Genomic DNA, 23,002 nt, shown 5'->3' on the forward strand with positions numbered 1-23,002 from the left:
CGCAGTGGCCGTCAGTGGGTTCGGCGGATGCTGCCGTCGTCGGCGATGTCGATCCCGCCCGGGGCCGGGCGGGCGGCCGGTGCGCCAGCGGGCGCCGCTGGCTTCTGTGCCGGAAGCGTCACGATCTTGCTGCGCTCCGGATCGAGCGCGCGCTGGTCGTGGTCGGCCGGGCAGGGTTGGTCCGTGTAGCTGATCTTGCCGCGCTTGACGCACTTGTGGATGCCGGCGCCCTCGGGCTGAGCCGGTTCGATCGGGATTACGTCGCGCGGATCGGGCAAGCGCGATACATCGGGCTTGGCCCGCCAGTAGGTCGCTTCTAGTTGCGGGCGCGGGTCGCCATGAACCAGCGAAAAGAGCCCCACGATCGCGATCGCGGACAGTGTGAACAGAATCAGGAAGATGCGCACGTTTTAGGGCGCCGACCGGCTCGGTTGCCGATCTGGCCAGAGGGCAAAGACGCGATGCTAACGAGCTTGCGTGACAGCTGTCGGTGGCAAGCTGCACGGGCCGCAATCATTCCGCCGAAGTGTTGATCTCCGGCAGAAAGCGTTCGAGCAAGCTGTTCAGGAAGCGCTGGCCCTTGGCGCTCGGGCGCAGGCGTTCGCCGTCCGGTTCCAGCAGGCCGTCGCGGCGCGCCTGCACCAGCGTGGCCTCGATGGCCGCCAGCGGCAGGCCGGTTCGCTCCGCAAACAGCGCTGCTGGTACGCCATCGGTCAGGCGCAGTGCATTCATCATGAATTCGAACGGCAGGTCTTCGGTGCCGACTTCTCGCCGCTCCTGCACTGCCGAGCCCTTCGCGACACCGTCGAGATAGGCGTTTGGATGCTTGTGCCGCATCTCGCGCACGATGCCCGTGTGTGACGACAGCTTTCCGTGCGCGCCAGCGCCGATGCCCAGATAGTCGCCAAATCCCCAGTAATTCAAGTTGTGGCGGCAGCGGTGACCCGGTTGCGCGAAGGCCGACGTTTCGTAGTGCTGGTAGCCGGCCTGTGCAAGCCTGGCCTCGATCGCCTCTTGCATGTCGGCGCCGGTATCGTCGTCTGGCAGGTCGGCCGGCGGGTTGGCGCCGAAGGCAGTGTTCGGCTCCATCGTCAGGTGATAGCAGGAGAGGTGCGGCGGCTTGAAACTCAGGGCGGTGTCGACGTCGGCGAGCGCCTGCGCGAGCGACTGCCCGGGCAGCGCATACATCAGATCGAGATTGAAGGTGTCGAAATGCTTGGCGGCCAGCTCAGCCGCCCGGCGCGCTTCGGTGCCGCCGTGGATACGGCCGATGCGCGTGAGGAAGGCGTCATCGAAGCTCTGGATGCCGAGCGAGAGCCGGGTTACGCCGGCACTGCGGAAGTCCGCGAAATGGCCGGCCTCGACGGTGCCCGGGTTGGCTTCAAGCGTGATCTCGCAATCGCCTGCAAGCGGCAGGCGCATGCGAATGTCGCCCAGCAGGCGTTCGAGCCCTGCGGCGGAAATCAGGCTCGGCGTGCCGCCGCCAATGAAGATGGACTGCACGCGGCGACCCCATACCTGCGGCAGCGAGGCCTCAAGGTCGGCGATCAGCGCGTCGAGGTAAGCCTGTTCGGGTATGCCGTCGCGCACCGCATGCGAGTTGAAGTCACAGTAAGGGCACTTCTGCACGCACCAGGGGAAATGGACATATAGCGACAGCGGTGGCGGTGCGGCCAACTGCGCGCGGGTGATCGCTGGCGGACGGACGACGAGCGGGATTATCCGGCGTTGCGACATGCCGTTCCCGGAAGGTCTGAATCAATGACTGCGACGGCGCATCGCGGCGTTGCGGCGGGCTTGCTCCCGCGCCTATCCACTTGATATGTCTCGGTCGCTGCGCGCGCCGCGCCTTGCGTTGCATCCGTCTCGCTCACCTATTCAGACCTTCCTTAGTCGGCGCTGCGCTTGAGGCGATCGAGCAGGTGACGACAGGCCGCGCCGCGGTGCGAGAGCGTGTTCTTCAGCGCCGGATCGAGTTCCGCGGCGGTCTGCCCAAGATCCGGCAGCAGGAACAGCGGGTCGTAGCCGAAGCCCCGCTCACCGCGAGGCGTGTCGATGATCTCGCCATGCCATTCGCCGTCTGCGATCAGCGGTTGCGGGTCATCTGCGCTGTGCACCAGTACCAGCACGCACACATAGTGCGCACGGCGATCGGCAACGCCAGCAAGTTTCTCGAGCAGCAGCGCGTTGTTGCGTGCGTCCGACTTGGGCTCGCCGGCAAAGCGCGCAGACTGCACGCCGGGCGCGCCGCCGAGTGCCGACACACACAACCCGGAATCGTCCGCCAGCGCGGGCAAGCCGGTGTGGCGCGCTGCGTGGCGGGCCTTCTCGAGCGCGTTCTCGACGAAGGTGCAATGCGGCTCCTCGGCCTCCGGCACGTTGAAGTGCGATTGCGGCAGCACTTCGATACCGAGCGGCGCGAGCAGCGCGGAAAACTCCCGCAGCTTGCCGGCGTTGTTCGAGGCGAGGACAAGTTGTTTCATCGTGGAAGGCTCACGAAAAGCATTGATTGGGATGCTGGCGCGGTTGCCCGTTCGGGCACCGTGCCTGGGGCGCGGCGCCGAGCCAGGGGCGCCGCCCTGGCACGGACCGGGACAGCAGGATCAGGCGGCCAGCGCGCGCCCTTGTGCTTCGACCAGCTCGCCGATGCCGCGTTCCGCGAGCGCCAGCAGCGCGTCGAGCTCGGCGCGCGAGAAAGGGGCGCCCTCGGCGGTACCCTGCACTTCGACAATGCCACCCGATGCGGTCATCACGACATTCATGTCGGTGTCGCAGTTCGAGTCTTCCGCGTAGTCGAGATCCAGCACAGGCTGGCCATCGACGATGCCGACCGACACTGCCGCGACGCGCTCGCGCATCGGGTTGGCGGGCAACTTGCCAGCGGCGACGAGCTTGTCCAGCGCCTCATGCAGCGCCACGCAGGCACCGGTGATGGCGGCAGTGCGGGTGCCGCCATCGGCTTGCAGCACATCGCAATCCAGCGTGATCTGGCGTTCGCCGAGTGCCTTGAGGTCGACCACCGCGCGCAGGCTGCGACCGATCAGGCGCTGGATCTCCTGCGTGCGGCCACTTTGCTTGCCCTTGGCCGCTTCGCGGGCGCTGCGGGTATGCGTGGAGCGCGGCAGCATGCCGTATTCCGCCGTAACCCAGCCTTCACCCTTGCCGCGCAGGAAGGGCGGTACGGATTCCTCGACGCTGGCGGTGCACAGCACCCGCGTGTCGCCGAATTCGACCAGCACCGAGCCTTCGGCGTGGCGCGTGAAGCCTCGGGTGATGCGCACATCGCGCAGGGCGTTGGCCGAACGGCCGCTCGGACGGGTACTGGTCATTTGGTGTACTTCCTGATCGCGGAGTTGATTTCTGCGATCGCGCGCTCGATGTCGTCGTCGCTCAGTTCGCTGTTGGCGGGGGCGGCCTGGCCGGCGGCAAAGCCTTCCATCTTGGTGGTGAAGCTGTCCATCGGCATCGTCATTGTCGAGATCGTCGTCGGCGGCGATTCGGCGAAATCGTCGTGCCAGGTCATGCCGACGATCGACAGATTGTCGGCCGTCGGGCCGGCCAGCACTTCGGCGCGGTTCATCAGCTTCGGCAATGATTCGAGGATGTTGCGGGTATCGACCTCGGCAATCGCCTCTTCCGCGCCGACCGGGCCCCACACGCCGTCGGAGCACAGCAGCAGCGTGTCGCCAGCATACAGCGGCGTGCGGCGCGAGAACTCGATCTGTGGCGAGTGCGTGCCACCCAGGCAACTGAAGATGCGGTTGCGGAACGGGTGCGTGGCCTGCTCGCCTTCCTTGATCAGGCCTTGCTCGACCATCACCTGCACGCGCGAGTGGTCGCGCGTGTGGAAGGCGACGCGGCCGTCGCGCAGCAGGTAGAGCCGCGAGTCACCCGCGTGCGCCCAGTGCGCGAGGCTGTTCTGCACCACGCAGGCGACGATGGTCGTGCGCGGCGGATCGGGTAGGTTCTTGTCGAAGGCGTAGTCGAGGATCGCGTGATGGGCGTTGGTCAGCGCGCGCGAGAGGAAGAGCATCTCGTCCTGCAGCTGCCCGCGCGCCTCGCGCTGGAAGCTCTCGGTGATGTACTGCACGGCGATCTGCGCGGCGATCTCGCCATGCAGATGGCCGCCCATGCCGTCGGCGACGACCATCAGCAGCGCATCGCGCGAGTAGCAGTAGGCAATGCGGTCCTGGTTGGAGCGGCGCTTGCCGGGCCGGCTTTCCTGATAGATGGTGAATTTCATGAGCGCGAGATAAAAGACCGAAGTCGGGTGCCGAGAGTGCCGATCCAGGTTGCGGCCACCACATCACCAGGATGCGGCTGACGAACCCGTCGTGCGAGCGCCTTTTGCAGCGCATACACGCTTTGCGGGCGCTCCAGCGGATCGAGTTTGAGACACCAGTCGATCGTGTCCAGGAGTTGGGCGGAGTACTGCTGCGACCAACGCTTGCGCGCCGGTTCAAGCTGGTCTTTCTTGATGCGTTCGTCCGAGCGCTGCGGCGGCGCACCGGAAAGGCAGGCGTACATGCTGGCGCCGACCGAGTAGATATCGCTCCACGGCCCAAGGTGCTCGCGGTCGCGGAACTGTTCCGGCGCGCAATAGCCGGGCGTGTACATCGGCTTGAGCATCGGCGCGTCATTGAACAGCGTTTGCCGTGCCGCGCCGAAATCGAGCAGCACCGGCGTGCCGTCGTTGCGTAGGTAGATGTTCGACGGCTTGATATCGAGGTGCAGCAGTTTGTTCGCGTGCACTTCGCGCAGGCCGTTGAGCAGCCGGGTGAACACGCCGCGGATGAACTTCTCGCGGATGTCGCCCTTGTTCTTGTTGATGAAGTCCTGCAGCGTGCGGCCGCGTTCGAAGGCCATCACCATGTAGACGGTGCTGTTGGCCCGGAAGAAGTTCAACACGCGGACGAGGTTGGGGTGATTCAGGCTCGCCAGCGCACGACCTTCCTCGAAAAAGCACTTCATGCCGTAGCGGAAGGCGGCCTGATGCTCGTCCGGTACGCGCGGCTCGATCTCGCCGTCCTTGCGCAGTGCCAGCGAGTTCGGCAGGTATTCCTTGATGACCACCGGCATGTCGTCCGGGTCGGTCGCCAGATAAACGATCGAAAAACCACCGAGGCTGAGCTGCTGCTCGATGCGGTACTGCTCCAGCTGAAAGCCGGATGGCAACGGGCAGTTTGCTTGAGCGGGCATCGGGGCGCACGTATCATTCGGCGAAAGGGCCTTGATTTTCAGCTTTTTGTCCCACCCCTGCAATTCGGCCGCGTGAATTTGTCATTTCACGGCCGCCACAGCGGAAGCTTCCGATGATTCATTCCATGACCGGTTATGCGGTCTGCGCCCGTGAAAGCGGTCGCGCGCGCCTCAATCTTGAGCTCAAAAGCGTCAATTCGCGCTTCCTTGATCTGGGCTTTCGCATGGCCGAAGAGCTGCGCCTGGCCGAACCCGCCCTGCGCGAGGCGATCACGGCGCGGCTGTCGCGCGGCAAGGTCGAGTGCCGGCTCTACTGGCAGGCCAACGCTGCGCTGCCGGCCGAGTTGTCGCTCAACCAGACCCTAGTCGATCAGCTGAGCGCCGCGCAGGCGCAACTGCGGGACCGCTTCACCGACGCCGCGCCGCTGTCGGTCGGCGAGCTGTTGCGCTGGCCGGGCATGCTGGGCGAGACCGGGCCGGACTTCGAGAGCCTGCTGGCGACCGCCGGCGAGTTGGTGAAGCTGGCGCTGGATGACCTGGTGGCATCGAGGGCCCGCGAGGGTGAAAAGCTCGCCGCGATGATCCTCGAACGCGTGCAGGCGATCCGTGGGCTCGTTGCCAAAGCTGAGCCGATCCTGCCGGCCGCGGTGGCCGAGTATCAGGAAAAGCTCACCACCCGGTTGCGCGACGCCGTCGCAACGCTGGACGAGGACCGCATCCGCCAGGAAGTGAGCCTGTTCGCGCAGCGTGCCGACGTGGTCGAGGAGTTTTCCCGCCTGCGCACGCATTGCGACGAGGTCGAACGCGTGCTCAAGGTCGGTGGTCAGGCCGGCAAGCGGCTCGACTTCCTGATGCAGGAACTCAATCGCGAGGCCAATACGATGGCTTCGAAGGCGGTATCAGGCGCGCTGTCCAGCATTGCGCTGGAAATGAAGCTGCTGATCGAGCAGATGCGCGAACAGGTTCAGAACATCGAGTAAGCCATGCCCGGACAGCTCTATATCGTTTCCGCCCCATCCGGCGCGGGCAAGACCACCCTGGTACGCGGCCTGCTCGAACGTGATCGCGGCATCCGCCTGTCGGTCTCTCACACCACGCGCGCACCGCGCCCGGGCGAAGTCGACGGCCAGCACTACCACTTCACCGATCGTGCGAGCTTTGAAGCGCTGCGCGCGGTTGGCGGCTTTCTCGAGTCGGCCGAGGTGCATGGCAATCTCTATGGCACGTCGCGCGCCTGGATCGAGCAGCAGATGGCGACCGGCATGGACATCCTGCTCGAAATCGATTGGCAGGGCGCACGCCAGGTTCGGCTGGCCTTCCCGCAGGCGGTCGGGATCTTCATCCTGCCGCCGTCGATGGACGAACTCGAACGCCGTCTGCGTGGTCGTAACTCTGATGCCGATGAAGTGATCGCCCGCCGTCTCGATGCCGCGCTGGGCGAGATGGAGCATGTGGACGAATTTCATTACTGTATTATCAACAATGACTTAGCCGAGGCTCAGGCGGATCTGGCGGCGGTTGTCCGCGCCTGCCGCGTGCGCCTCAACGTGCAGAAGGCGCGTCATGCCGACGCGTTCTCCTTCCTGCGGGCTGAACACTGAATCGGGGAAGAGCGCATGGAATCTGATGGCATGCATCGCAGTCGACCGGCCGCGCAGGGCGAGGCGGGTCGTGTGCATGCACGCCGATGGTGCCGGGGGTGAGCATGGAAGCCGCCGCGCCACAGATGCCGACCCCGACGACGCTTGCCAACGCCGCCGCCGCGCCGCACGGCGGCGAGATTGATCCGCTTGAGGGCGTCGACCTCTCGACCCTGCGACGACGGGTCGCGGAGTATCTGAAGGAAGATGACCGTGAGCGGCTTGAGCGGGCCGCGCGATTCTCCGCCGAAGCTCACCTCGGGCAGTTCCGCAGCAGCGGCGAGCCCTATGTCTCGCACCCGGTCGCGGTCGCCGAGATCCTTACCGAATGGCATCTTGACGCGCAGGCGCTGATCGCGGCGCTGCTGCACGACGTGATGGAAGACACCGAGATCACCAAGCAGGCGATCGCGGATGCTTTCGGCAAGGTCTCCGCCGAGCTGGTCGACGGCGTGTCGAAGCTCGACAAGATCGAGGCGCGTACCCACGAGGAGGCGCAGGCGGAGAACTTCCGCAAGATGTTCCTCGCGATGGCGCGCGACGTGCGGGTGATCCTGATCAAGCTCGCGGACCGGCTGCACAACATGCGCACGCTCGATGCGGTGCGGCCGGAAAAGCAGCGCCGTGTGGCGCGCGAAACGCTTGAGCTTTACGCGCCGATCGCCAACCGGTTGGGGCTCAACAATCTCTACCGCGAGCTGCAGGAGCTGTCGTTCCGCTACCTGCATCCGATGCGTTATCGCGTGCTGTCGAAGGCGGTGCGCGCGGCGCGCGGCAATCGCCGCGAGATCGTCGGCAAGCTGCTCGGCGCGATCCAGGAACGTCTGCCGACCTGGCAGATCGATGCCGAAGTGTGGGGCCGTGAGAAGCATGTGTATGGCATCTATCGCAAGATGGTCGACAAGCACCTGACCTTCTCGCAAGTGCTCGACATCTACGGTTTCCGCATCGTCGTGAAGGACATCCCGACCTGCTACCTCACGCTTGGCGCATTGCACGAGCTGTACAAGCCGGTGCCGGGCAAGTTCAAGGACTACATCGCGATCCCGAAGGCGAACGGCTACCAGTCGCTGCACACCACGCTGTTCGGCCCTTACGGCACGCCGGTCGAGGTGCAGATCCGCACACGCGAGATGAACCAGGTGGCGGACAGCGGCGTGGCCTCGCATTGGCTCTACAAGGAGTCCGAAGGCCCGCTGTCGGACATCCAGCAGCGCACGCACAACTGGCTGCAGTCGCTGATCGAGTTGCAATCCACATCGGGCGACTCAACCGAATTCCTTGAACACGTGAAGATTGACCTCTTCCCGGGCGAGGTCTTCGTGTTCAGCCCCAAGGGCAAGATCTTCAATCTGCCGCGCGGTGCGACGGTGGTCGATTTCGCCTACGCGGTACATACCGATATCGGTAACCGTTGCGTGGCCTGTCGCATCAACGGCGATTTGATGCCGCTGCGCACCGAGCTGAAGAACGGCGATCAGGTGGAGGTGGTGACCGCGTCGCATGCCAGCCCGAACCCGGCGTGGCTGTCGTATGTGCGTTCGGGCAAGGCGCGCGCGCAGATCCGCCATTTCCTCAAGACCGCCCAGCAGGAAGAGTCCGTCGCGCTGGGCGAGCGTTTGCTGGCGCAGGCCCTGCGTGCCCACGGGCTGACGCCGGCGGCGCTGAACAAGTTGGTATGGGACCGCTTCCTGCGCGACGCTGGTGCGCGCGAGAAGAACGACATCTACACCGATATCGGGCTCGGCAAGCGTTTGCCGGCGGTGGTGGCGAAGCGGCTTGCGACGGTGGTCGAGTCGGTCGGCGTCGAGGGCGTTGAAGGGCAGCCTATCCGGCCGCGCCCGGCCGGGGCGATCCTGATCCGCGGCAGCGAAGGCATGGCGGTGCAGCTCGCACGCTGCTGCCGGCCGATTCCCGGCGACCCGATCGTCGGCCTGCTGCGCAAGGGCCAGGGCATGGAAGTGCATTTGAACGACTGCCCCAATCTGTCGCGCAACCGCGCTGACCGCGAGCGTTGGGTCGACGTCGAGTGGGAATCCGAAACCGAGCGCCTGTTCGATGTGCAGATCCGTGTGATCACCGAAAACCGCCGTGGCGTGCTGGCCAAGATCGCCGCCGCGATTGCCGAGGAGCACTCGAACATCCAGCATGTGAGCATGGATGGCGAGGGTGCGTCGCATCACCAGATCTACTTCACGCTGCAGGTGAGCGATCGCCTGCACCTTGCGCGGCTGATGCGTGCGGTGCGCCGCATCCCGGAAGTGGTCCGCATCGCGCGGCTGAAGGCCTCGGAAGCCCGCCCGGGCTGAACTGCCGGGTGGCTCAGCCTGCTAGAATTGCGGGCTGAGGAGGAATCACCATGGCGATGTACGAATCCGAGCACACCAAATTCATGCGCGAGTGGATGGAAAAGCATCCGCAGGAAGCCGAAGAGCAACGCAAAGGCCGCGCCCTGTGGTGGGACAAGCCGCAGGATCTGGAAACCTCGCGCCGCAACGCGGAAGCCAAGGTCGCGCAAAAGCCCTATCCCTATCAGAGCGAAGTCTGAATTCCCGAAGCCTCTCGTCCGAGAGGCTTTTCGCTTTTCCGGTCCCCATGAATCCGCTCTTTGAACGTCCGCTTGCGATTGTCGATCTAGAAACCACCGGCGCCGATCCGCATCGGGACCGCATCACCGAAGTCGCGATCGTGCGGGTGGAGGGCGGTGAGGTGGTCGATCGCTGGTCCAGCCTGGTCGACCCGGAAATGCCGATTCCGTACCGGATCCAGGAATTCACCGGCATCACCAACGAGATGGTCGCCGGCGCGCCGAACTTTCGTGCGCTGGCCGACGAAATCGCGCAGCGCCTGGCCGGCGCGGTGTTCGTCGCGCACAACGCGCGTTTTGACTACAACTTCCTTCGCGCAGCATTCGCAGCGCGCCAGATTGCATTCGACCCGCCGGTGCTGTGCACCGTGAAGCTGTCGCGGGCGCTGTACCCGGAGCACGCGCGACACGGTCTGGACGCGATCATCGAACGCCACGGCTACGCGGTGGAGAACCGCCATCGTGCGATGACCGATGCCGACCTTGTTTGGCGCCTGATGCAGGATGCCGCGGCGAGCTTCGATCATGACCGGCTGCTGCTGGCCCTGCGCCGTGCTGGTAGCGAAGGGGCCGCCGTGCCCAAGCTGCCGGAGGGCGATCTCGAAGCATTGCCCGAGGCACCGGGCGTCTATCTGCTGTTCGGTGCCGGCGGGCAGTTGCTGCAGTGCGGGCGCTCCAACCATCTGCGTTCGAAGGTGCTGGGCTTGTTCACCGGCAGGGGCGACGCCAAGAGCGTGAAGCTGGGCAACCAGGTGCGGCGGGTGGAAACCGAGTTCACTGCGGGCGATCTGGATTCGCAGTTGCGTGAGCTGGCACTGCTGCGCCGCCATGTGCCCGAGAAATACCCGACCCGCTCGCTTGGCTGGAGCTTCATTCCGAACCGGCGCCGCCCACCGGTGCTCGAAGAGATCGAACTGCATGGCAGCGATCCGCTTGCGTGGCGCGAGGTCTTTGGCAGCTTCCGCGGCCAGCGCGAGGCGGACAACACGCTGCGCGAACTTGCGTTGCTGCACCGCCTGTGTCCGCAGCGCCTGGGGTTGGAGAACGGCCGCGGCGCCTGCCAGGCGTACGGCCTGAAGCGCTGCGACGGTGTCTGCGTGGATGCCGAGCGGCCGGAGATCCACGATGCGCGCCTGTTGCGTGCATTGGCATCACTCGCGCCGCGCGCGTGGCCGTGGCCAGGCCCGGTGGCGATCGCGGAGCTGCATGAGGAAAGTGGCCGCGCAGCGACGCATGTGTTCGACCAGTGGTGCCATCTTGGCAGCGCGCGCGACGAGGCGGCGCTCGCCACCCTGCTCAGCGAGCCGCCGCCGCGCCGCTTCGATCTCGATATCGCGCGGCTGCTGCAGCGCTGGCTGATGCAGCCGGGTCACGCCAGCGCGGTGCGCGCACTGCCTCAGCGCGTGGTCTGACGCGATTCGATCAGCGTGCGCAGCTCGCCCGGCAGCAGCGCACGTAGCTGTTCGGTCAGCCGCGCTTCATGCTTGCGCCACGCAACGCCGGCAAACACGATGCCGAGCCCGATCGCCGTGAGCGTGAGCGGGAACAGCCAGCTGTCGCGGAAGTAGTGGTGCGACAGATCGCCCAGCACCATCGCGACGCCCAGCGCCCCGAACACCACGAAAGTCCGCCGCACAAGTAGCGCGCCAACGCCGATCAGCAGCAGGTTGATCGCGAGGTAGATCAGCTTGCCGGACAACAAGCCGGAGCCGAGTGAGCTGAGCCCGCCCCAGAAGGCCATCAGGCCGAACAGATAGAGCCAGAACGGGTAATCCTTGCGCGAACGGCTGCGCAGCTCGATCCAGAAGGCCACCAGCAGCATGATCAGGCCGAAGGCGAGCGAGAACCACTTGCGGAAGGTCCATGAGGCTTCGCTCCAGTGGTAGTTGTCGTCCGCGGCGAGGATGAAGACGGCGAGGTCCATGCTCATGTACCACAGCGTCACCGCGATCGGCATGACCAGGAAGGGCGTGCGCCAGCGGTAGAGCATCAGCGTGCCGGCGACCAGCGTGGCGAATTCCAGCGTGATCCAGCGCCAGTCGATGTACACGTGGTAATCGCGGTAGCCCTTGATGTGTTCAGCTTCGGCCCACAGCCCGAAGGCGTTCTGCAGGCCCCACACCGCCAGCGGCACCAGCACCACGATCAGCGCGGCCATGATGCCGCTGGGCACGGCCAGCCCCATACGCTCGAAGCGTTCCGCCAGCTTCCATGCAACGCCTGCATACAGCAGCGCGATGAAGAAGATGCCCCAGCCGCCGAACTGCTCCCAACCCAGAGTCATGAACAGCGACATCGCGCCGATCGCGAGCAGGCCACCGAGGTAGTACAGCACATGGGTAAAGTCGAAACGCGGTGCGTCCGGGTCGCCGGCGCGGCGGGCGGCAAGGAACTGCCACAGTGCGTCGGCCGAATCGGCGGGCAACAGACCGGCCTGGCTGGCGGCATCGAGGTCGGCGCGTTGAATGCGGAGCGTCATGTCTGGCCTTTGGGGCGGAGCGATGGCGCCATTGTGCCTGCACGCACCGGATGCTCGCGTGGCGGATTCGCTGTCGAGGTACGCGCCGCCGCCGGTATCATTTCCTGATACGCACTACTGGCCAGCCACCATGACCCAAGCTGTGGAAGTCGTTGATCTGCTGAAAGCCGCACTCAAGGCGCGCGGTATCACCTACGCCGAGTTGGCCCGTCGCGTCGGGCAGTCAGAGGCCAGCGTCAAGCGCTGGTTTGCGCAACGCAACTTCACCTTGGCGCGACTCGATACCGTGTGCGATGCGGTCGGCATCGACTTTGCCGAGCTGACCGGCGGCTTCGATCGCGAGGCACGGCTGGTATCTCGGCTGACCGTCGCGCAGGAGCGCGAGATCGTCAGCGAGCCCAAGCTCTTCCTCGCGGCCTTGTCCGCACTCAATCTGCTCGGTTTCGAGGACATGCTTGCGCTCTACGAATTCGAGCGCGCCGAGTTGATCGGCCTGCTCGCGCGGCTCGATCGCATCGGCTTCATCGAGCTGATGCCTAACAACCGGATACGTTTGCGTGTGGCCCGCACCTTCTCGTGGACGCCGAACGGGCCGATCATGGAAGCCTTCAAGGACAACGTGGCGGACTTCTTCGCGAGCGACTTCGCTGGCGCCGGCGAGGCGATGTTTCTGCTCAACGGGCGCCTTACGCCCGGTGCGCGTCATGCGCTGGCCGAACGACTGAAAAAGCTCGCGCGTGAGTTTGCGGAGCTGCATTGGGACGAGGGCACGCTGCCGCAGAGCGAGCGCCAGCCGGTGAGCCTGCTACTGGCGTGCCGACCGTGGCAGGTTGCGGCGATCCGGCCCTTCATTCGCACCACCCCGCAGCGCAAGGCGCGCTGAAACATCTGTGGAGCATGGGATGTTCAAGAATCCGGACACCAGCGCGTTGCGCGCGGCGCTGGGCGAGGTGAAGACGATCGCGATCGTCGGCGCATCGCCCAAGCCCGAGCGGCCCAGTCACTACATCGGCGCCTTCCTTAAGCAGCAAGGCTATCGGGTGATCCCGATCCATCCGGCGGCGGCGGAGATCTTCGGCGAGAAGGTCTACAAACGCCTCTCCGACGTGCCAGAGAAGATCGATCTGGCGGACTTCTACATCAACGCGGAGCGCGTCGGCCCGATGGTGGACGAGGCAGTAGCGCTCGGCATTCCCTTCATCTGGATGCAGGACCATGTTGTCGACGAGGCGGCTGCTCAGCGTGCACGCGATGCGGGCGCCACGGTGGTGATGGACGACTGCATCTATCGCCGCTGGCGGCAGCTGACGGAATGATCGAGCCGCGCTGGCCTGTGGGAGAATTGCACACATGAAACTCCGCTTCACGAAAATGCAGGGCCTGGGCAACGACTTTGTCGTGATCGACGCGGTGCGCCAGCCCTTCGAGATGACGCCCGAGCGGGCGCGCTTCCTGGCCGACCGCCGCTTTGGCGTGGGCTGCGACCAGATCCTGATCGTCGAGCCAAGCCGCCTGCCCGGCGTCGACTTCCGCTACCGCATCTTCAACCTCGACGGCGAGGTGGAGCAGTGTGGCAACGGCTCGCGCTGCTTCGCGCGCTATGTGCGCGACAAGGGCCTCACCGACAAGGACGAGATCCGCGTCGAGACGCTCGCGGGCGTGATCTCGCCGCGGCTCGGTGCCGATGGGTTGGTGACGGTCGACATGGGCGCCCCGGTGCTCGATCCGGCGCGTATCCCGTTCATTTCCGATACCGATGCGCCGGCCCAGCTGCTGGACGTTGCGGGCGAGACGATCACGATCGGTGCCGTCAGCATGGGCAACCCGCATGCGGTGCAGGTGGTGGCCGATGTCGATACCGCGCCGGTCGCGACGCAAGGTCCGCTGATCGAGCACCACCCGCGCTTTCCGGCGCGGGTGAACGCGGGTTTCATGCAGGTCGTCGACCGCCACACCATCCGTTTGCGCGTGTTCGAGCGTGCAGCCGGTGAAACGCTCGCCTGCGGTACCGGTGCCTGTGCGGCGGTGGTGTCCGGCATTCGCCGTGGTCTGCTTGACAGCCCGGTGCGCGTGCATGCGCGTGGCGGTGAGTTGAGCATCGCCTGGGCTGGCCCGGGCCAGCCGGTGCTGATGACCGGCCCGGCTGTTACCGTGTTCGAAGGCGAGATCGAAATCGATTGATGACTGCGGTGGCAAGCCACCGCAGAAACGAGGTTTACACGCATGACCGATCAGGAAGTCGTTGCCTACCTGCAGGCGAATCCCGAGTTCTTCAACGAGCAGCCGGCGCTGCTGGCCGAACTGGCCGTGCCGCATCCCGATACCGGCCAGGCGATCTCGCTGACCGAGCGCCAGTTGCTCGCGATGCGCGAGAAGCTGCAGCTGATGCAGGAGAAGATGGCCGAGCTGGTGCGCTTTGGCGAAGAGAACGACGTGATCGGCGAGAAGGTGCATCGGCTGACGCTGGGCCTGCTTGAGTCGAACAGCGTTGAAGCGGTGGTCGGCGTGATCGACACGCATCTTGTTGAAGACTTCGCAGTGCCGCATGTGGCGCTGCGTGTGTGGAACAGCATCATCCAGCGCGACACGGTTGAGTTCTCGCCCGTCTCTGAAGAATTCCGCTTCTTCGCGGCGGATCTGCGCCACCCCTACTGCGGCCCGGCGACGCAGCCGGAAGTGGTCGGCTGGTTTGGCGAGGCCGGTGCTCATGTGCGCTCGGTCGCGCTGCTGCCGCTGCGCCGCGACGGCGTGGTGTTCGGCCTGCTCGCGCTGGGCAGCGAAGATATCGAGCGCTTCTATCCGGAAATGGGCACGCTTTATGTGGCGCGCATCGCCGATCTGGTCAGCGCTTCGCTGATCAACCATCTCGGTTAGCTCAGCGTTGCCTTCCCGATGAGCGTCGCGATCGAGAACATCCGCGCTGACGACATCCTGCCCTTTCGCGCGGCGGTCGATAGCGTGGCCCGCGAAGGGCGTTTTCTCGCCAGCTATGAAGCGCCGTCGCTCGACGCGGTCGGGCGATTCGTCAATGCCAATATCGAGCACGGCTATCCGCACGTTGTCGCGCTCGCAGATGGCGCCCTGGTTGGCTGGTGCGACATCACGCCGGAAGGGCGCCCGCTCAAACGCCACGTCGGCCTGCTCGGGATCGGCGTGGTTGCAGGTTGGCGCCGCCGCGGTATCGGCAATGCGCTGATCAATGCTGCGCTGGCGCGCGCGGCGCAAGCCGGCTTTCTGCGTATCGAGCTGAGCGTGCGGGCCGACAACGCCGCGGCGATCGCCCTGTATCGCAAGCATGGATTCGTGCAGGAAGGGCTCAAGCGCTTCGCCGTGCGGGTGCCGGATGGCTTTGAGGATGTCGTGATCATGGCGCGCCTCTCGCCGGCGCTGGGCTGAGATGGATCTGTCAGCACCAGCGGAGCTCACGGCGCCGATGGAGGCATGGCTGGCGATGCTCGCGCATGAGCGGCGGCTCGCGGCGCTGACGATCAGCAACTACCGGCGCGATCTGCAGCGCTTGCTCGAGCTGAGCGCCGGGCGGGCGCTCGAACAGGTCTCGCCACACGATATCCGGCGCTATGTGGCCCGCTTGCATGGCCGGGGGCTGAGCGGGCGTTCGATCGCGCGGCATCTGTCGTGCTGGCGCGGTTTCTTCGCCTGGTGGGCAAAGTCGGGTGCGCTGGGCGCCAATCCTGTCGTGGGCATCCGGCCGCCCAAGTCACCGAAGGCGCTGCCGCAGGCGCTCTCGCCCGATCAGGCAGCGACGCTGCTGGATGCGCCGCAAGGGTCGGAAAACGATCCGTTTGCGCTGCGCGATCGGGCGATGTTCGAACTTTTCTACTCGTCAGGCCTGCGCTTGTCGGAACTCGCCGGGCTGGACATCGGGCCGGCACTCGACCTGCGCGAGGCCGAAGTGATGGTGACCGGCAAGCGGAACAAGACGCGCACCGTGCCGGTCGGCGCCAAGGCACGTGAGGCGCTGGCGGCCTGGCTGGCTGCACGCGGCCAGCATGCACGCGCCGACGAGGTGGCGCTGTTCGTCAACAGCCGCGGTGGCCGCATCAGCCCGCGCATGATCCAGCAGCGCCTGTCGCTGTGGGCGCAGCGCAGCGGCCTTGGCGTGCATGTTCATCCGCATATGCTGCGGCACAGCTTTGCGAGTCATCTGCTGCAGTCGTCCGGTGACCTGCGTGCGGTGCAGGAGTTGCTGGGGCACGAGAGCATTGCCACCACGCAGATCTATACCCATCTCGACTTCCAGCACCTCGCCAAGGCTTACGACGCTGCACATCCGCGTGCGCGGCGGAAGCCGAAAGAGTGAGTCATGTCATAACGCTCGCACTGTCTGCGCGCGTATGATCGGCAGTTCCTTCATTTGCGCCGGAGCAAAACATGAAACTTCATTCCGCCCTGCTTGTTGCCCTGCTTGCGTGTGTTCCAGTTGCCGGTATGGCTGCGGATGCCGCCGTTGCCGTGGGCCAGGCCCCGGGCAAGGTTGGTGCCGCTGGTCGCGTTAGCGCCAAGGCAAAGGTCGAAGCGGTGGATGCCGCTACCCGCACCGTTACCTTCAAGGGTGAAAAGGGCAATGTGTTTGAAGTTGTCGCTGGCGACGAGGTGAAGAACTTCGACCAGATCAAGGTTGGCGATGTGCTGACGGTGACCTATGCCGAAGCGATCGCTTTCGAGTTGAAGAAGGGTGGCAAGGGCGTGCGTGAGCGCCGTGAAGCCACCGATGCGGTTGCTGCCGCACCGGGTGAAAAGCCGGCCGGCGCAGCGGGCCGCCGCATGATCATCGTGGCCGACGTGACGAAGGTCGATCACAAGGCGGGCACCGTAACGCTGCGTGGTCCGAAGCAGTCGCGCACCCTGAAGGTGGATGATCCGGCGAAGTTGAAGAACGTCAAGGTTGGCGATCAGGTCGAAGTGACCTACGTCGAAGCCGTGGCGCTGGAGATCGGCGCGAAGTAAGCGTCGGCCACCGTTGCCCGAAAGCCCCGCCGCGAGCGGGGCTTTTTCATGGCTGCTCGCGTGACGTGATTCGACAAGACGCGAAGCGGTGGGCCGACCGTAAGCTACATGCCGGCTTACAGGAGGGCGCTGCGTGCAAAGGGTGATCCGTTTAAAGCGCTATGCCTACGCACTGTTTCTGATTCCGCTGGTCTTGCCGCCCGCCGGTTTGATGCTCGGCGCGCATTACGCGGTGCCGGACTGGGGGGCTTGGCTGACGGTGCTCGTGGTGTTCGGTCTGGTGCCCCTGCTCGACACCTGCTTGGGTCGCGATACAGCGAACCCCGGCCCGGACGAAGAGCGCGCGCTGCTGGCCGATCCCTGGTATCCGGCCCTGACGCTGCTGGCAGTGCCGGCCTGGAGCGCTCTGCTGGTGTGGGGTGTATGGGCGGTGAGCCAGGCAACGTTGGGGCTGGCCGGTCGTGTCGGTTTGCTTGCCTCGCTTGCAACCGTGGGCGGTGCGGTGGCGATCAACGTCGGGCACGAACTGATCCACAAGACTCGCCGCGCAGAGCGTGCCGCCGGCGGCTGGCTGCTTGCGAGCGTGGGCTACGGCGGATTCAAGATCGAGCATATCCGCGGCCATCATGTGGATGTCGCCACGCCGCGTGATACCTCCACCGCGCGCCTGGGCGAGAACGTGTATCGCTTCCTGTGGCGCGCGTTCACGACCAATCCGGTGCGGGCCTGGGAACTCGAACGGGCCCGCCTGTCACGCCGCAACTTGCCGTGGTGGCGCAACGAGCTTTTGCTGTGGTGGGGGCTGTCGCTCGCCTGGGCGGTTGGTTTCGCGCTGTGGTTGGGGGCGCCCGGCTTGGTCGCCTACCTGGGTATCGGCGTCGGCGCGATCGCCTTGTTGGAGATCGTGAACTACCTCGAACACTACGGTCTGATCCGCGCTCCACTGCCCAACGGGCGCTACGGGCCGGTCACCGAACATCATTCCTGGAACAGCCCCTTCCTGCTGACGAACCTGCTGCTGTTCCAGTTGCAACGCCACTCGGATCACCACGCCCACGCCGCACGGCGTTACCAGATCCTGCGCCACATGGCGGCGGCGCCGCAGTTGCCCGCGGGGTACGCCGCACTCGTGCTGCTGGCCTTGGTGCCGCCGCTGTGGCGCCGGGTGATGGATCCGCGTGTGGCGGCCTGGCGCGCGCAGCAGGGGCTTGCTTGATCAGTCCGGAAGCCCGTCGGAGAACCAGCCGATGTGGGTGAATTCGAGCTTGTAGGGCGGGCTGAGTGCCAATGCTTGCCAGCGATCACTCTGTTTGGGGTCCAGCGGCACCACGGCGCATTGACGCTTGCCTTTGATCGCGAGGGCTTCACTGCCGCTGCCGGTGAGCAGCGCAGCTTCGCCGCCGTCGCGCTCGAAGCAGGCGCGTATCGCGTTCGGGTCCGAGATCAGCAGTCGGAAGTACCAGGGGACGATTTCCTTCACGAGGCGGCGGGCCTGGTCGGCGGACGTCAGCGCGTCCGCGTAGCTCACGCGCCCGGCAACCGGCAGGTTGGGCGTCAGGGTCAGATGCACCTGCAGGCTGTCCTTCTTCTGGTTGGTGACGAACTCGGCCTTGTCGGCGAGCGCCGCTTCGGAGCGCGGTACCTCGATGTCACCCTCCTCGCCGAGCGGTACTGCGATGTCGGTGTTGTCACCCACAAGGCGGATGCTGATGTCCGAGGCCTTGACCGACTTGTCGGCCGATTTCACCTGCATGCGCATGCGTACCTTGTCGTGCTCGACGCGGTCGATCTGGCTGAAGAATTTGTAGGCGTCGGCGTACGGCATGATCGCCGGATCGCGTACGCCTTTTACGACCAGTTTCTCGGCGGGTGCGTCGGTGGCGGGCAGGGGCGCTTCCTCTGCGAGGGCGACCAGCGGGCTGAGCAGCAGAGCGAGGGCGATGCGTTTCATGGCAGGTCCTGGTAGTCGATCTGCCGCGATTCTCGCGGCGCCGTGGATCGACAAAGTGTCGGAAACGTAAGCGTTTGTCAGTGCTGCAGCGTCAGTGCGAGTGCAATCGGCAGGAAGAGCAGCGCGAACAGGTTGCCGATCATCACGATCGAGGCAACTTTTTCAGGCTCCTGTCGGTAACGCTCGGCGAACATGAAGTTGAGCACCGCGGGTGGCAGCGCGCCGAACACGATCACCAGCGCGCGCTGCAAGGGCGGCAGCTCGACGACCGACACCACCACGGCTGCGACCAGCAGGCCGCCGACCGGCCGCAGCAGCGCGCCGCCAACGCCGATGCGCCAGGCGTGGAAGTTGGCGTCGGTGAGGCGCACGCCAAGCGAGAACAGCATCAATGGGATCGAGATGTCGCCAACCATCTTGATCGCGAGCATCAGCGGCGGCCATACCGCAATGCCGGCGCCGCCGACTGCGATGCCCGCGAGCGTGGCGAGCACCGAGGGCACTTTCCAGATCGTCGCGAGCCGGGTCTTGTGATCGAGCAGCCAGGCGCCGTATGAGAAGTGCAGGAAGTTCGACACCATGAACATCACCACGGCCGGCGCCAGTGCCTGCTCGCCGAAGGCCAGCACCGCGAGCGGCAGGCCGAGGTTGCCGCAGTTGTTGAACATCGTCGGCGGCACCAGCGTCTTCACCGCTACGCCGCTCAGGTGCGCGCCAATCCAGCCGACGATTCCGAACGCGATGACCATGAGGACCGAGATGCCGGCCAGCGGCAGGAAGTCGCCGAGGTGGAACTCCTTCGATACCAGCGCCGCAAACACCAGCGCTGGCACGAAGACATCCATGTTCAGCTTGTTCGCGACCGTGAGATCGGGCTTCGCGCGGCGTGCGACGAGCCAGCCGAGGCCGACAATGGCAAAGAGCGGGAACAGGATCGAGACGATGCGCAGGAACATGAGGCTATCCGCCGGTTGGAAAGCGGATTCTAGCCAGCCGGCGCCGGCCGGCCATCCGTAGTGTTACGTGCCAGCCGCCGCTGCACAGCAAAAAGGGCGCCGAAGCGCCCCTTGATCATGCAGTGCCGTGTCGGTCAGAAACGGTAGCCAACGCCGATACCGATCAACCACGGATCGATGTTCAGCGTATCGACGACGACGCCACCGGCCTTCACATCGGTGCCGATCCAGGTCTTCTTGATATCGGCATTCAGATACCACTGCGGGCTGATCTCGTAATCGAGGCCTGCCTGGAGCGAAGCGCCCCAGCTGGTGCGCTCGATATCGATGCCGGCTGGCAGATCCACATCCCAGAAGCGCGTCATGTTCACGCCCAGGCCGACGTAGGGTTTGAACGCCCCCATCGGGTGGTGGTACTGCAGCATGAAGTGCGGCGGCAGCTGCTTGACGGTGCCGATCTTGGTGCCGCCGAGCTCGATGTCGTGCGTTTGCGGCACGCTCAACACCACTTCCAGCGCGAAGTTCGGCGTGAAGAAGTAGCTGATGTCGAGGTCGGGCAACCACTTGTCGCTGGCCGTGACTTCTGCTGGCAGCAAGTTGTCGGTGTTGCTGTTGTCATTGATCATGCTGACGGCTCGGCCACGTACAAGCCAGTTACCGTCGGCAGCGAATGCCGCCCCCGCGGCAAACATGCTGGTCGCGATCGCCCCCGCGATCGCAGTCCGGATGATGCTGGACATAACTCCCCCAATTGATTGATTGTTGCTGTGCAGAAAAACTGCACGTGCAGTGTGGTTTTTGGGGGGCGCTGGCGTTTGAGCCGCATCAAGTGTTCAAATTCCAAGCCCAGGCCGCTTGCAATGACTGTCGTTTTTTCGCAACCGGTTGATCTGTAAACACCTTTTTCTCGAGCGCACCGCGATGCACCGCTACTGGCTTGCCGACGTTTTCACCGACCGCCCGTTTTCGGGCAATCCGCTGGCCGTGTTCGCCGACGGTGCTGCAGTCGATCCAGGGCAGATGCAGGCGATTGCGGGCGAGCTGAATCTCTCTGAAACCGTCTTCGTGCTGCCGCCCGATGATCCGGCCCATACCGCGCGGGTGCGTATCTTCACGCCTGCGAGCGAGCTGCCCTTCGCCGGTCACCCGACGGTTGGCACCGCCCTGTTGCTGGCACGCTTCGCAGCGCAGCCGATGGCGGATGGTGAGCATCTGCTGGTGCTGGAAGAGGGCGTCGGGCCTGTGCCGGTGCGAGTGACCGTGCAGGGCGGACAGCCGGTACGGGCTGAATTCGCCGCGGCTCAAGCGCCGAGCTTTGCACCGGCGCCGCAGCGCATCGCCGCGATGCTCGGCCTCAGCGAGGACGACATCCTGCCGCGCAGCAGCGTGGCGTCGTGCGGTGTGCCGTTCTTGTGCGTGCCGCTGCGCAACCGCGCGGCGCTCGCGCGCATCGTGCCGAACAATGCCGAGATGCAAACGGGCCTGGCGGGTCTTGCGCACGGCATCTACGCCTACACCGAGGATCTCGATCGCCCCACCTTGCTGCATGCGCGCATGTTCGCGACCGGCCTTGGCATCGTCGAGGACCCGGCGACCGGTTCGGCCGCAGCCGCGCTTGGCGGGCTTCTGGGCACCCATGACTCGCGCAGCGAAGCGGACCTCTCGTGGGAGATCTCGCAAGGCGAGGATCTGGGGCGGCCGAGCCGCATCGTTGTTACCACTGAGATCCGCCAGCGACGCGTCGCTGCGGTGCGTGTCGCGGGGCAAGCCGTCTTCATGGGCGAAGGCCAGCTCTTCACATACTGAAATCAAACGAAACGAATGACCGACATGGATATCCAGCGTATCGGCGTAACGCCGCGCTATGCCGACGCCGTGGCATACGGCGGCGTTGTGCACGCCGTTGAAGTGCCCGCGGACGAACGCGGCGACATCGCCGAGCAGACGCGGGGCTTGCTGAGCGCGCTTGAAGCGACGCTTGAGCGTGCCGGCAGCAGCAAGGCGCGGCTGCTCACCGCGACGGTCTACCTGACCGACATGGCCGACTACGACGGTTTCAACGCGGTGTGGGATGCCTGGCTGGTGCCGGGGTGTGCGCCGTCGCGCGCCTGCGTCAAGGTGGCAGGGCTGGCGCGTGCCGGCTGGCGAGTCGAAGTGGTGGTTAGCGCCGCGGCGGTTTGAGCGCTCAGATTGGCCTGCGGGCCCAGCTCACCCGCAGGCAGGGGTAACGCTCGCCATCTGGCATCTCATGGTATTCGGGCGTCTGCTCGCAACCACCGAGCCGGCGGTAGAACGCGCGCGCCGCGAGATTGGCCTCCAGTACCCACAAGTGAAACCCGGTTGTGATGGCGCGTGCGGCCATCCGGTCGCACAGCGCCATCATCAGGCGCCGGCCCAGCCCTTCGCCTCTGAGCGCGGGCTGTACATGCAGGTTATCGATCAGCGGCCCCCATGCCGGGTCGGCATCCGGACACAGGCAGCCGAAGCCGAGCAGGCCGCGGCTGTCCTCCATCAGCAGCACTTCCAGCGGCGCATCGGCGCCATTTACCAGGCGTGCATGCCACAGCGCGGCACGTTCGATGGCGAGCGTGCCGTCCAGGTAGTCATCGCGCAGCACACCGCGATAGGCGCTGCGCCAGCTCGCTGCGTGCAGTTGTGCGACGGCCGACGCATCGGCTGCGCCGGCAATGCGGAAGCGGAGATCCTCTGCGATCAATGCATGTGCTCGTGCGTGCTCATGTCGCCAAGCGGCCGCACGGCGGCATCCACCGTAATCTGCTCACGCTTGCCGCCTTGTTCGACTTCCAGCGTCAGCTTCACGATGTCGCCATCCTTCACCGGCTCCTTCAAATCGAGCAGCATCACGTGATGGCCGCCGGGCTTGAGTTCGACAGTCTTGCCGGCCGGCAGCGCGAGCTTCTGCACCGGGTTCATCTTCATGTTGTCGGCCACCATCTTCATCTCGTGCACCTCGGCTTTGCCGGCGATTGGCGACGAGGCGCCGACGAGCGCTGCACCCTGTGCGCTGCTCAGTCGCATGAAGGCGCCCGTGGCCTTCTGCGACGGCGTCGTGCCGCGTACCCAGGCGCCTTCGACCTTGACGTCGGAAGCGAGAGCGCTTCCCGTGCCGAATGCGAGCAGAGAGGCGAGCAGTGAAGCGATGACGTGGTGACGCATGCGGAACTCCTTTGAAATGGGTGAGCCGATCAAACGCAAGCCGCG

Annotated in this window: 27 protein-coding genes; 15 read left to right on the forward strand and 12 right to left on the reverse strand. The window is 65.4% G+C overall.

Annotated elements, in window-relative coordinates; translation table 11 throughout:
- Positions 1–11 precede the first annotated feature (11 nt).
- From JY500_RS01530 to JY500_RS01555, 6 genes are all read right to left on the reverse strand, one after another.
- Positions 12–407, reverse strand: a complete 396-nt coding sequence (locus JY500_RS01530) for a hypothetical protein (RefSeq protein WP_172201550.1) — start codon at positions 405–407, stop codon at positions 12–14.
- Positions 408–513: 106 nt separating this feature from the next.
- A complete protein-coding gene (gene hemW / locus JY500_RS01535) occupies positions 514–1,737 on the reverse strand; it encodes a radical SAM family heme chaperone HemW (protein WP_206254831.1) in 1,224 nt (407 codons plus the stop codon).
- 152 nt (positions 1,738–1,889) lie between these two features.
- A complete protein-coding gene (gene rdgB / locus JY500_RS01540) occupies positions 1,890–2,483 on the reverse strand; it encodes an RdgB/HAM1 family non-canonical purine NTP pyrophosphatase (RefSeq protein ID WP_206254832.1) in 594 nt (197 codons plus the stop codon).
- A 120-nt stretch (positions 2,484–2,603) separates the two neighbouring features.
- Positions 2,604–3,329 carry a ribonuclease PH gene (rph, locus tag JY500_RS01545; protein ID WP_206254833.1) on the reverse strand — a complete coding sequence of 242 codons (726 nt, stop codon included), beginning with the start codon at positions 3,327–3,329 and terminating at the stop codon, positions 2,604–2,606.
- Complete coding sequence (locus JY500_RS01550; RefSeq protein WP_172201542.1) at positions 3,326–4,243, reverse strand: PP2C family protein-serine/threonine phosphatase; 918 nt, start codon at positions 4,241–4,243, stop codon at positions 3,326–3,328. The genes rph and JY500_RS01550 overlap by 4 nt, the downstream gene beginning before the upstream one ends.
- Entirely contained in the window at positions 4,240–5,199 is a 960-nt protein-coding gene (locus JY500_RS01555; protein WP_172201540.1) for a serine/threonine protein kinase, read from the reverse strand. Before JY500_RS01555 ends, JY500_RS01550 begins: the two co-directional genes overlap by 4 nt.
- A 113-nt stretch (positions 5,200–5,312) precedes the next feature.
- Here JY500_RS01555 and JY500_RS01560 point away from each other — a divergent pair, with 113 nt between their 5' ends.
- From JY500_RS01560 to JY500_RS01580, 5 genes are all read left to right on the forward strand, one after another.
- Positions 5,313–6,179, forward strand: coding sequence for a YicC/YloC family endoribonuclease (locus JY500_RS01560; protein ID WP_206254834.1), 867 nt, complete (start codon positions 5,313–5,315; stop codon positions 6,177–6,179).
- 3 nt (positions 6,180–6,182) lie between these two features.
- Positions 6,183–6,800, forward strand: coding sequence for a guanylate kinase (gene gmk, locus JY500_RS01565; protein WP_172201536.1), 618 nt, complete (start codon positions 6,183–6,185; stop codon positions 6,798–6,800).
- A gap of 104 nt (positions 6,801–6,904) precedes the next feature.
- Positions 6,905–9,148: a RelA/SpoT family protein gene (locus JY500_RS01570; RefSeq protein WP_172201534.1), complete on the forward strand. Its 2,244-nt coding sequence runs from the start codon at positions 6,905–6,907 to the stop codon at positions 9,146–9,148.
- Positions 9,149–9,198: 50 nt separating this feature from the next.
- The gene (locus tag JY500_RS01575) at positions 9,199–9,387 is read left to right on the forward strand and encodes a DUF3460 family protein (protein WP_172201532.1); all 189 of its coding nucleotides are present in this window, start codon (positions 9,199–9,201) and stop codon (positions 9,385–9,387) included.
- A 47-nt stretch (positions 9,388–9,434) separates the two neighbouring features.
- Positions 9,435–10,838 (forward strand): exonuclease domain-containing protein, encoded by a 1,404-nt coding sequence (locus tag JY500_RS01580; protein WP_206254835.1) that lies wholly within the window; start codon positions 9,435–9,437, stop codon positions 10,836–10,838.
- Here the strand turns inward: JY500_RS01580 and JY500_RS01585 are convergent.
- Positions 10,823–11,905: a hypothetical protein gene (locus JY500_RS01585; protein WP_206254836.1), complete on the reverse strand. Its 1,083-nt coding sequence runs from the start codon at positions 11,903–11,905 to the stop codon at positions 10,823–10,825. The genes JY500_RS01580 and JY500_RS01585 overlap by 16 nt on opposite strands.
- Before the next feature lie 130 nt (positions 11,906–12,035).
- Between JY500_RS01585 and JY500_RS01590 the strand changes: the two genes are divergently transcribed.
- The 8 genes from JY500_RS01590 to JY500_RS01625 all read left to right on the forward strand — a co-directional run bounded on the left by JY500_RS01590 (position 12,036) and on the right by JY500_RS01625 (position 18,089).
- Positions 12,036–12,788 (forward strand): helix-turn-helix domain-containing protein, encoded by a 753-nt coding sequence (locus tag JY500_RS01590; RefSeq protein WP_172201526.1) that lies wholly within the window; start codon positions 12,036–12,038, stop codon positions 12,786–12,788.
- Between the two features lie 19 nt (positions 12,789–12,807).
- Positions 12,808–13,221, forward strand: coding sequence for a CoA-binding protein (locus JY500_RS01595; RefSeq protein WP_206254837.1), 414 nt, complete (start codon positions 12,808–12,810; stop codon positions 13,219–13,221).
- 34 nt (positions 13,222–13,255) lie between these two features.
- Positions 13,256–14,086: a diaminopimelate epimerase gene (gene dapF / locus JY500_RS01600; protein WP_206254838.1), complete on the forward strand. Its 831-nt coding sequence runs from the start codon at positions 13,256–13,258 to the stop codon at positions 14,084–14,086.
- Between the two features lie 42 nt (positions 14,087–14,128).
- Positions 14,129–14,779 (forward strand): DUF484 family protein, encoded by a 651-nt coding sequence (locus tag JY500_RS01605; protein WP_172201520.1) that lies wholly within the window; start codon positions 14,129–14,131, stop codon positions 14,777–14,779.
- 18 nt (positions 14,780–14,797) lie between these two features.
- Entirely contained in the window at positions 14,798–15,301 is a 504-nt protein-coding gene (locus JY500_RS01610; protein WP_172201518.1) for a GNAT family N-acetyltransferase, read from the forward strand.
- A 1-nt stretch (position 15,302) separates the two neighbouring features.
- Positions 15,303–16,226 carry a tyrosine recombinase XerC gene (xerC, locus tag JY500_RS01615; RefSeq protein ID WP_281391245.1) on the forward strand — a complete coding sequence of 308 codons (924 nt, stop codon included), beginning with the start codon at positions 15,303–15,305 and terminating at the stop codon, positions 16,224–16,226.
- Positions 16,227–16,297: 71 nt separating this feature from the next.
- Positions 16,298–16,873, forward strand: a complete 576-nt coding sequence (locus JY500_RS01620) for a hypothetical protein (protein WP_172201516.1) — start codon at positions 16,298–16,300, stop codon at positions 16,871–16,873.
- A gap of 133 nt (positions 16,874–17,006) precedes the next feature.
- On the forward strand, positions 17,007–18,089 hold the full coding sequence (locus JY500_RS01625) for an alkane 1-monooxygenase (RefSeq protein ID WP_206254839.1): 1,083 nt from the start codon (positions 17,007–17,009) through the stop codon (positions 18,087–18,089).
- Here JY500_RS01625 and JY500_RS01630 read toward each other — a convergent pair whose 3' ends face one another.
- The 3 genes from JY500_RS01630 to JY500_RS01640 form a co-directional block, all read right to left on the reverse strand.
- Positions 18,090–18,824, reverse strand: a complete 735-nt coding sequence (locus JY500_RS01630) for a hypothetical protein (protein ID WP_206254840.1) — start codon at positions 18,822–18,824, stop codon at positions 18,090–18,092.
- A gap of 77 nt (positions 18,825–18,901) precedes the next feature.
- Positions 18,902–19,780, reverse strand: coding sequence for an AEC family transporter (locus JY500_RS01635; RefSeq protein ID WP_206254841.1), 879 nt, complete (start codon positions 19,778–19,780; stop codon positions 18,902–18,904).
- Between the two features lie 134 nt (positions 19,781–19,914).
- Positions 19,915–20,520 carry an OmpW/AlkL family protein gene (locus tag JY500_RS01640; RefSeq protein ID WP_172201510.1) on the reverse strand — a complete coding sequence of 202 codons (606 nt, stop codon included), beginning with the start codon at positions 20,518–20,520 and terminating at the stop codon, positions 19,915–19,917.
- A 181-nt stretch (positions 20,521–20,701) separates the two neighbouring features.
- Here JY500_RS01640 and JY500_RS01645 point away from each other — a divergent pair, with 181 nt between their 5' ends.
- Both JY500_RS01645 and JY500_RS01650 read left to right on the forward strand, forming a co-directional pair.
- Positions 20,702–21,586: a PhzF family phenazine biosynthesis protein gene (locus JY500_RS01645; protein ID WP_206254842.1), complete on the forward strand. Its 885-nt coding sequence runs from the start codon at positions 20,702–20,704 to the stop codon at positions 21,584–21,586.
- A 24-nt stretch (positions 21,587–21,610) separates the two neighbouring features.
- Positions 21,611–21,961: a RidA family protein gene (locus JY500_RS01650; RefSeq protein ID WP_206254843.1), complete on the forward strand. Its 351-nt coding sequence runs from the start codon at positions 21,611–21,613 to the stop codon at positions 21,959–21,961.
- Between the two features lie 4 nt (positions 21,962–21,965).
- Here JY500_RS01650 and JY500_RS01655 read toward each other — a convergent pair whose 3' ends face one another.
- Positions 21,966–22,496: a GNAT family N-acetyltransferase gene (locus JY500_RS01655; protein WP_206254844.1), complete on the reverse strand. Its 531-nt coding sequence runs from the start codon at positions 22,494–22,496 to the stop codon at positions 21,966–21,968.
- Positions 22,493–22,957, reverse strand: a complete 465-nt coding sequence (locus tag JY500_RS01660) for a copper chaperone PCu(A)C (protein ID WP_206254845.1) — start codon at positions 22,955–22,957, stop codon at positions 22,493–22,495. The genes JY500_RS01655 and JY500_RS01660 overlap by 4 nt, the downstream gene beginning before the upstream one ends.
- Positions 22,958–23,002 lie beyond the last annotated feature (45 nt).

Source organism: Niveibacterium microcysteis, assembly GCF_017161445.1.
Taxonomy (GTDB): Bacteria; Pseudomonadota; Gammaproteobacteria; order Burkholderiales; family Rhodocyclaceae; genus Niveibacterium; species Niveibacterium microcysteis.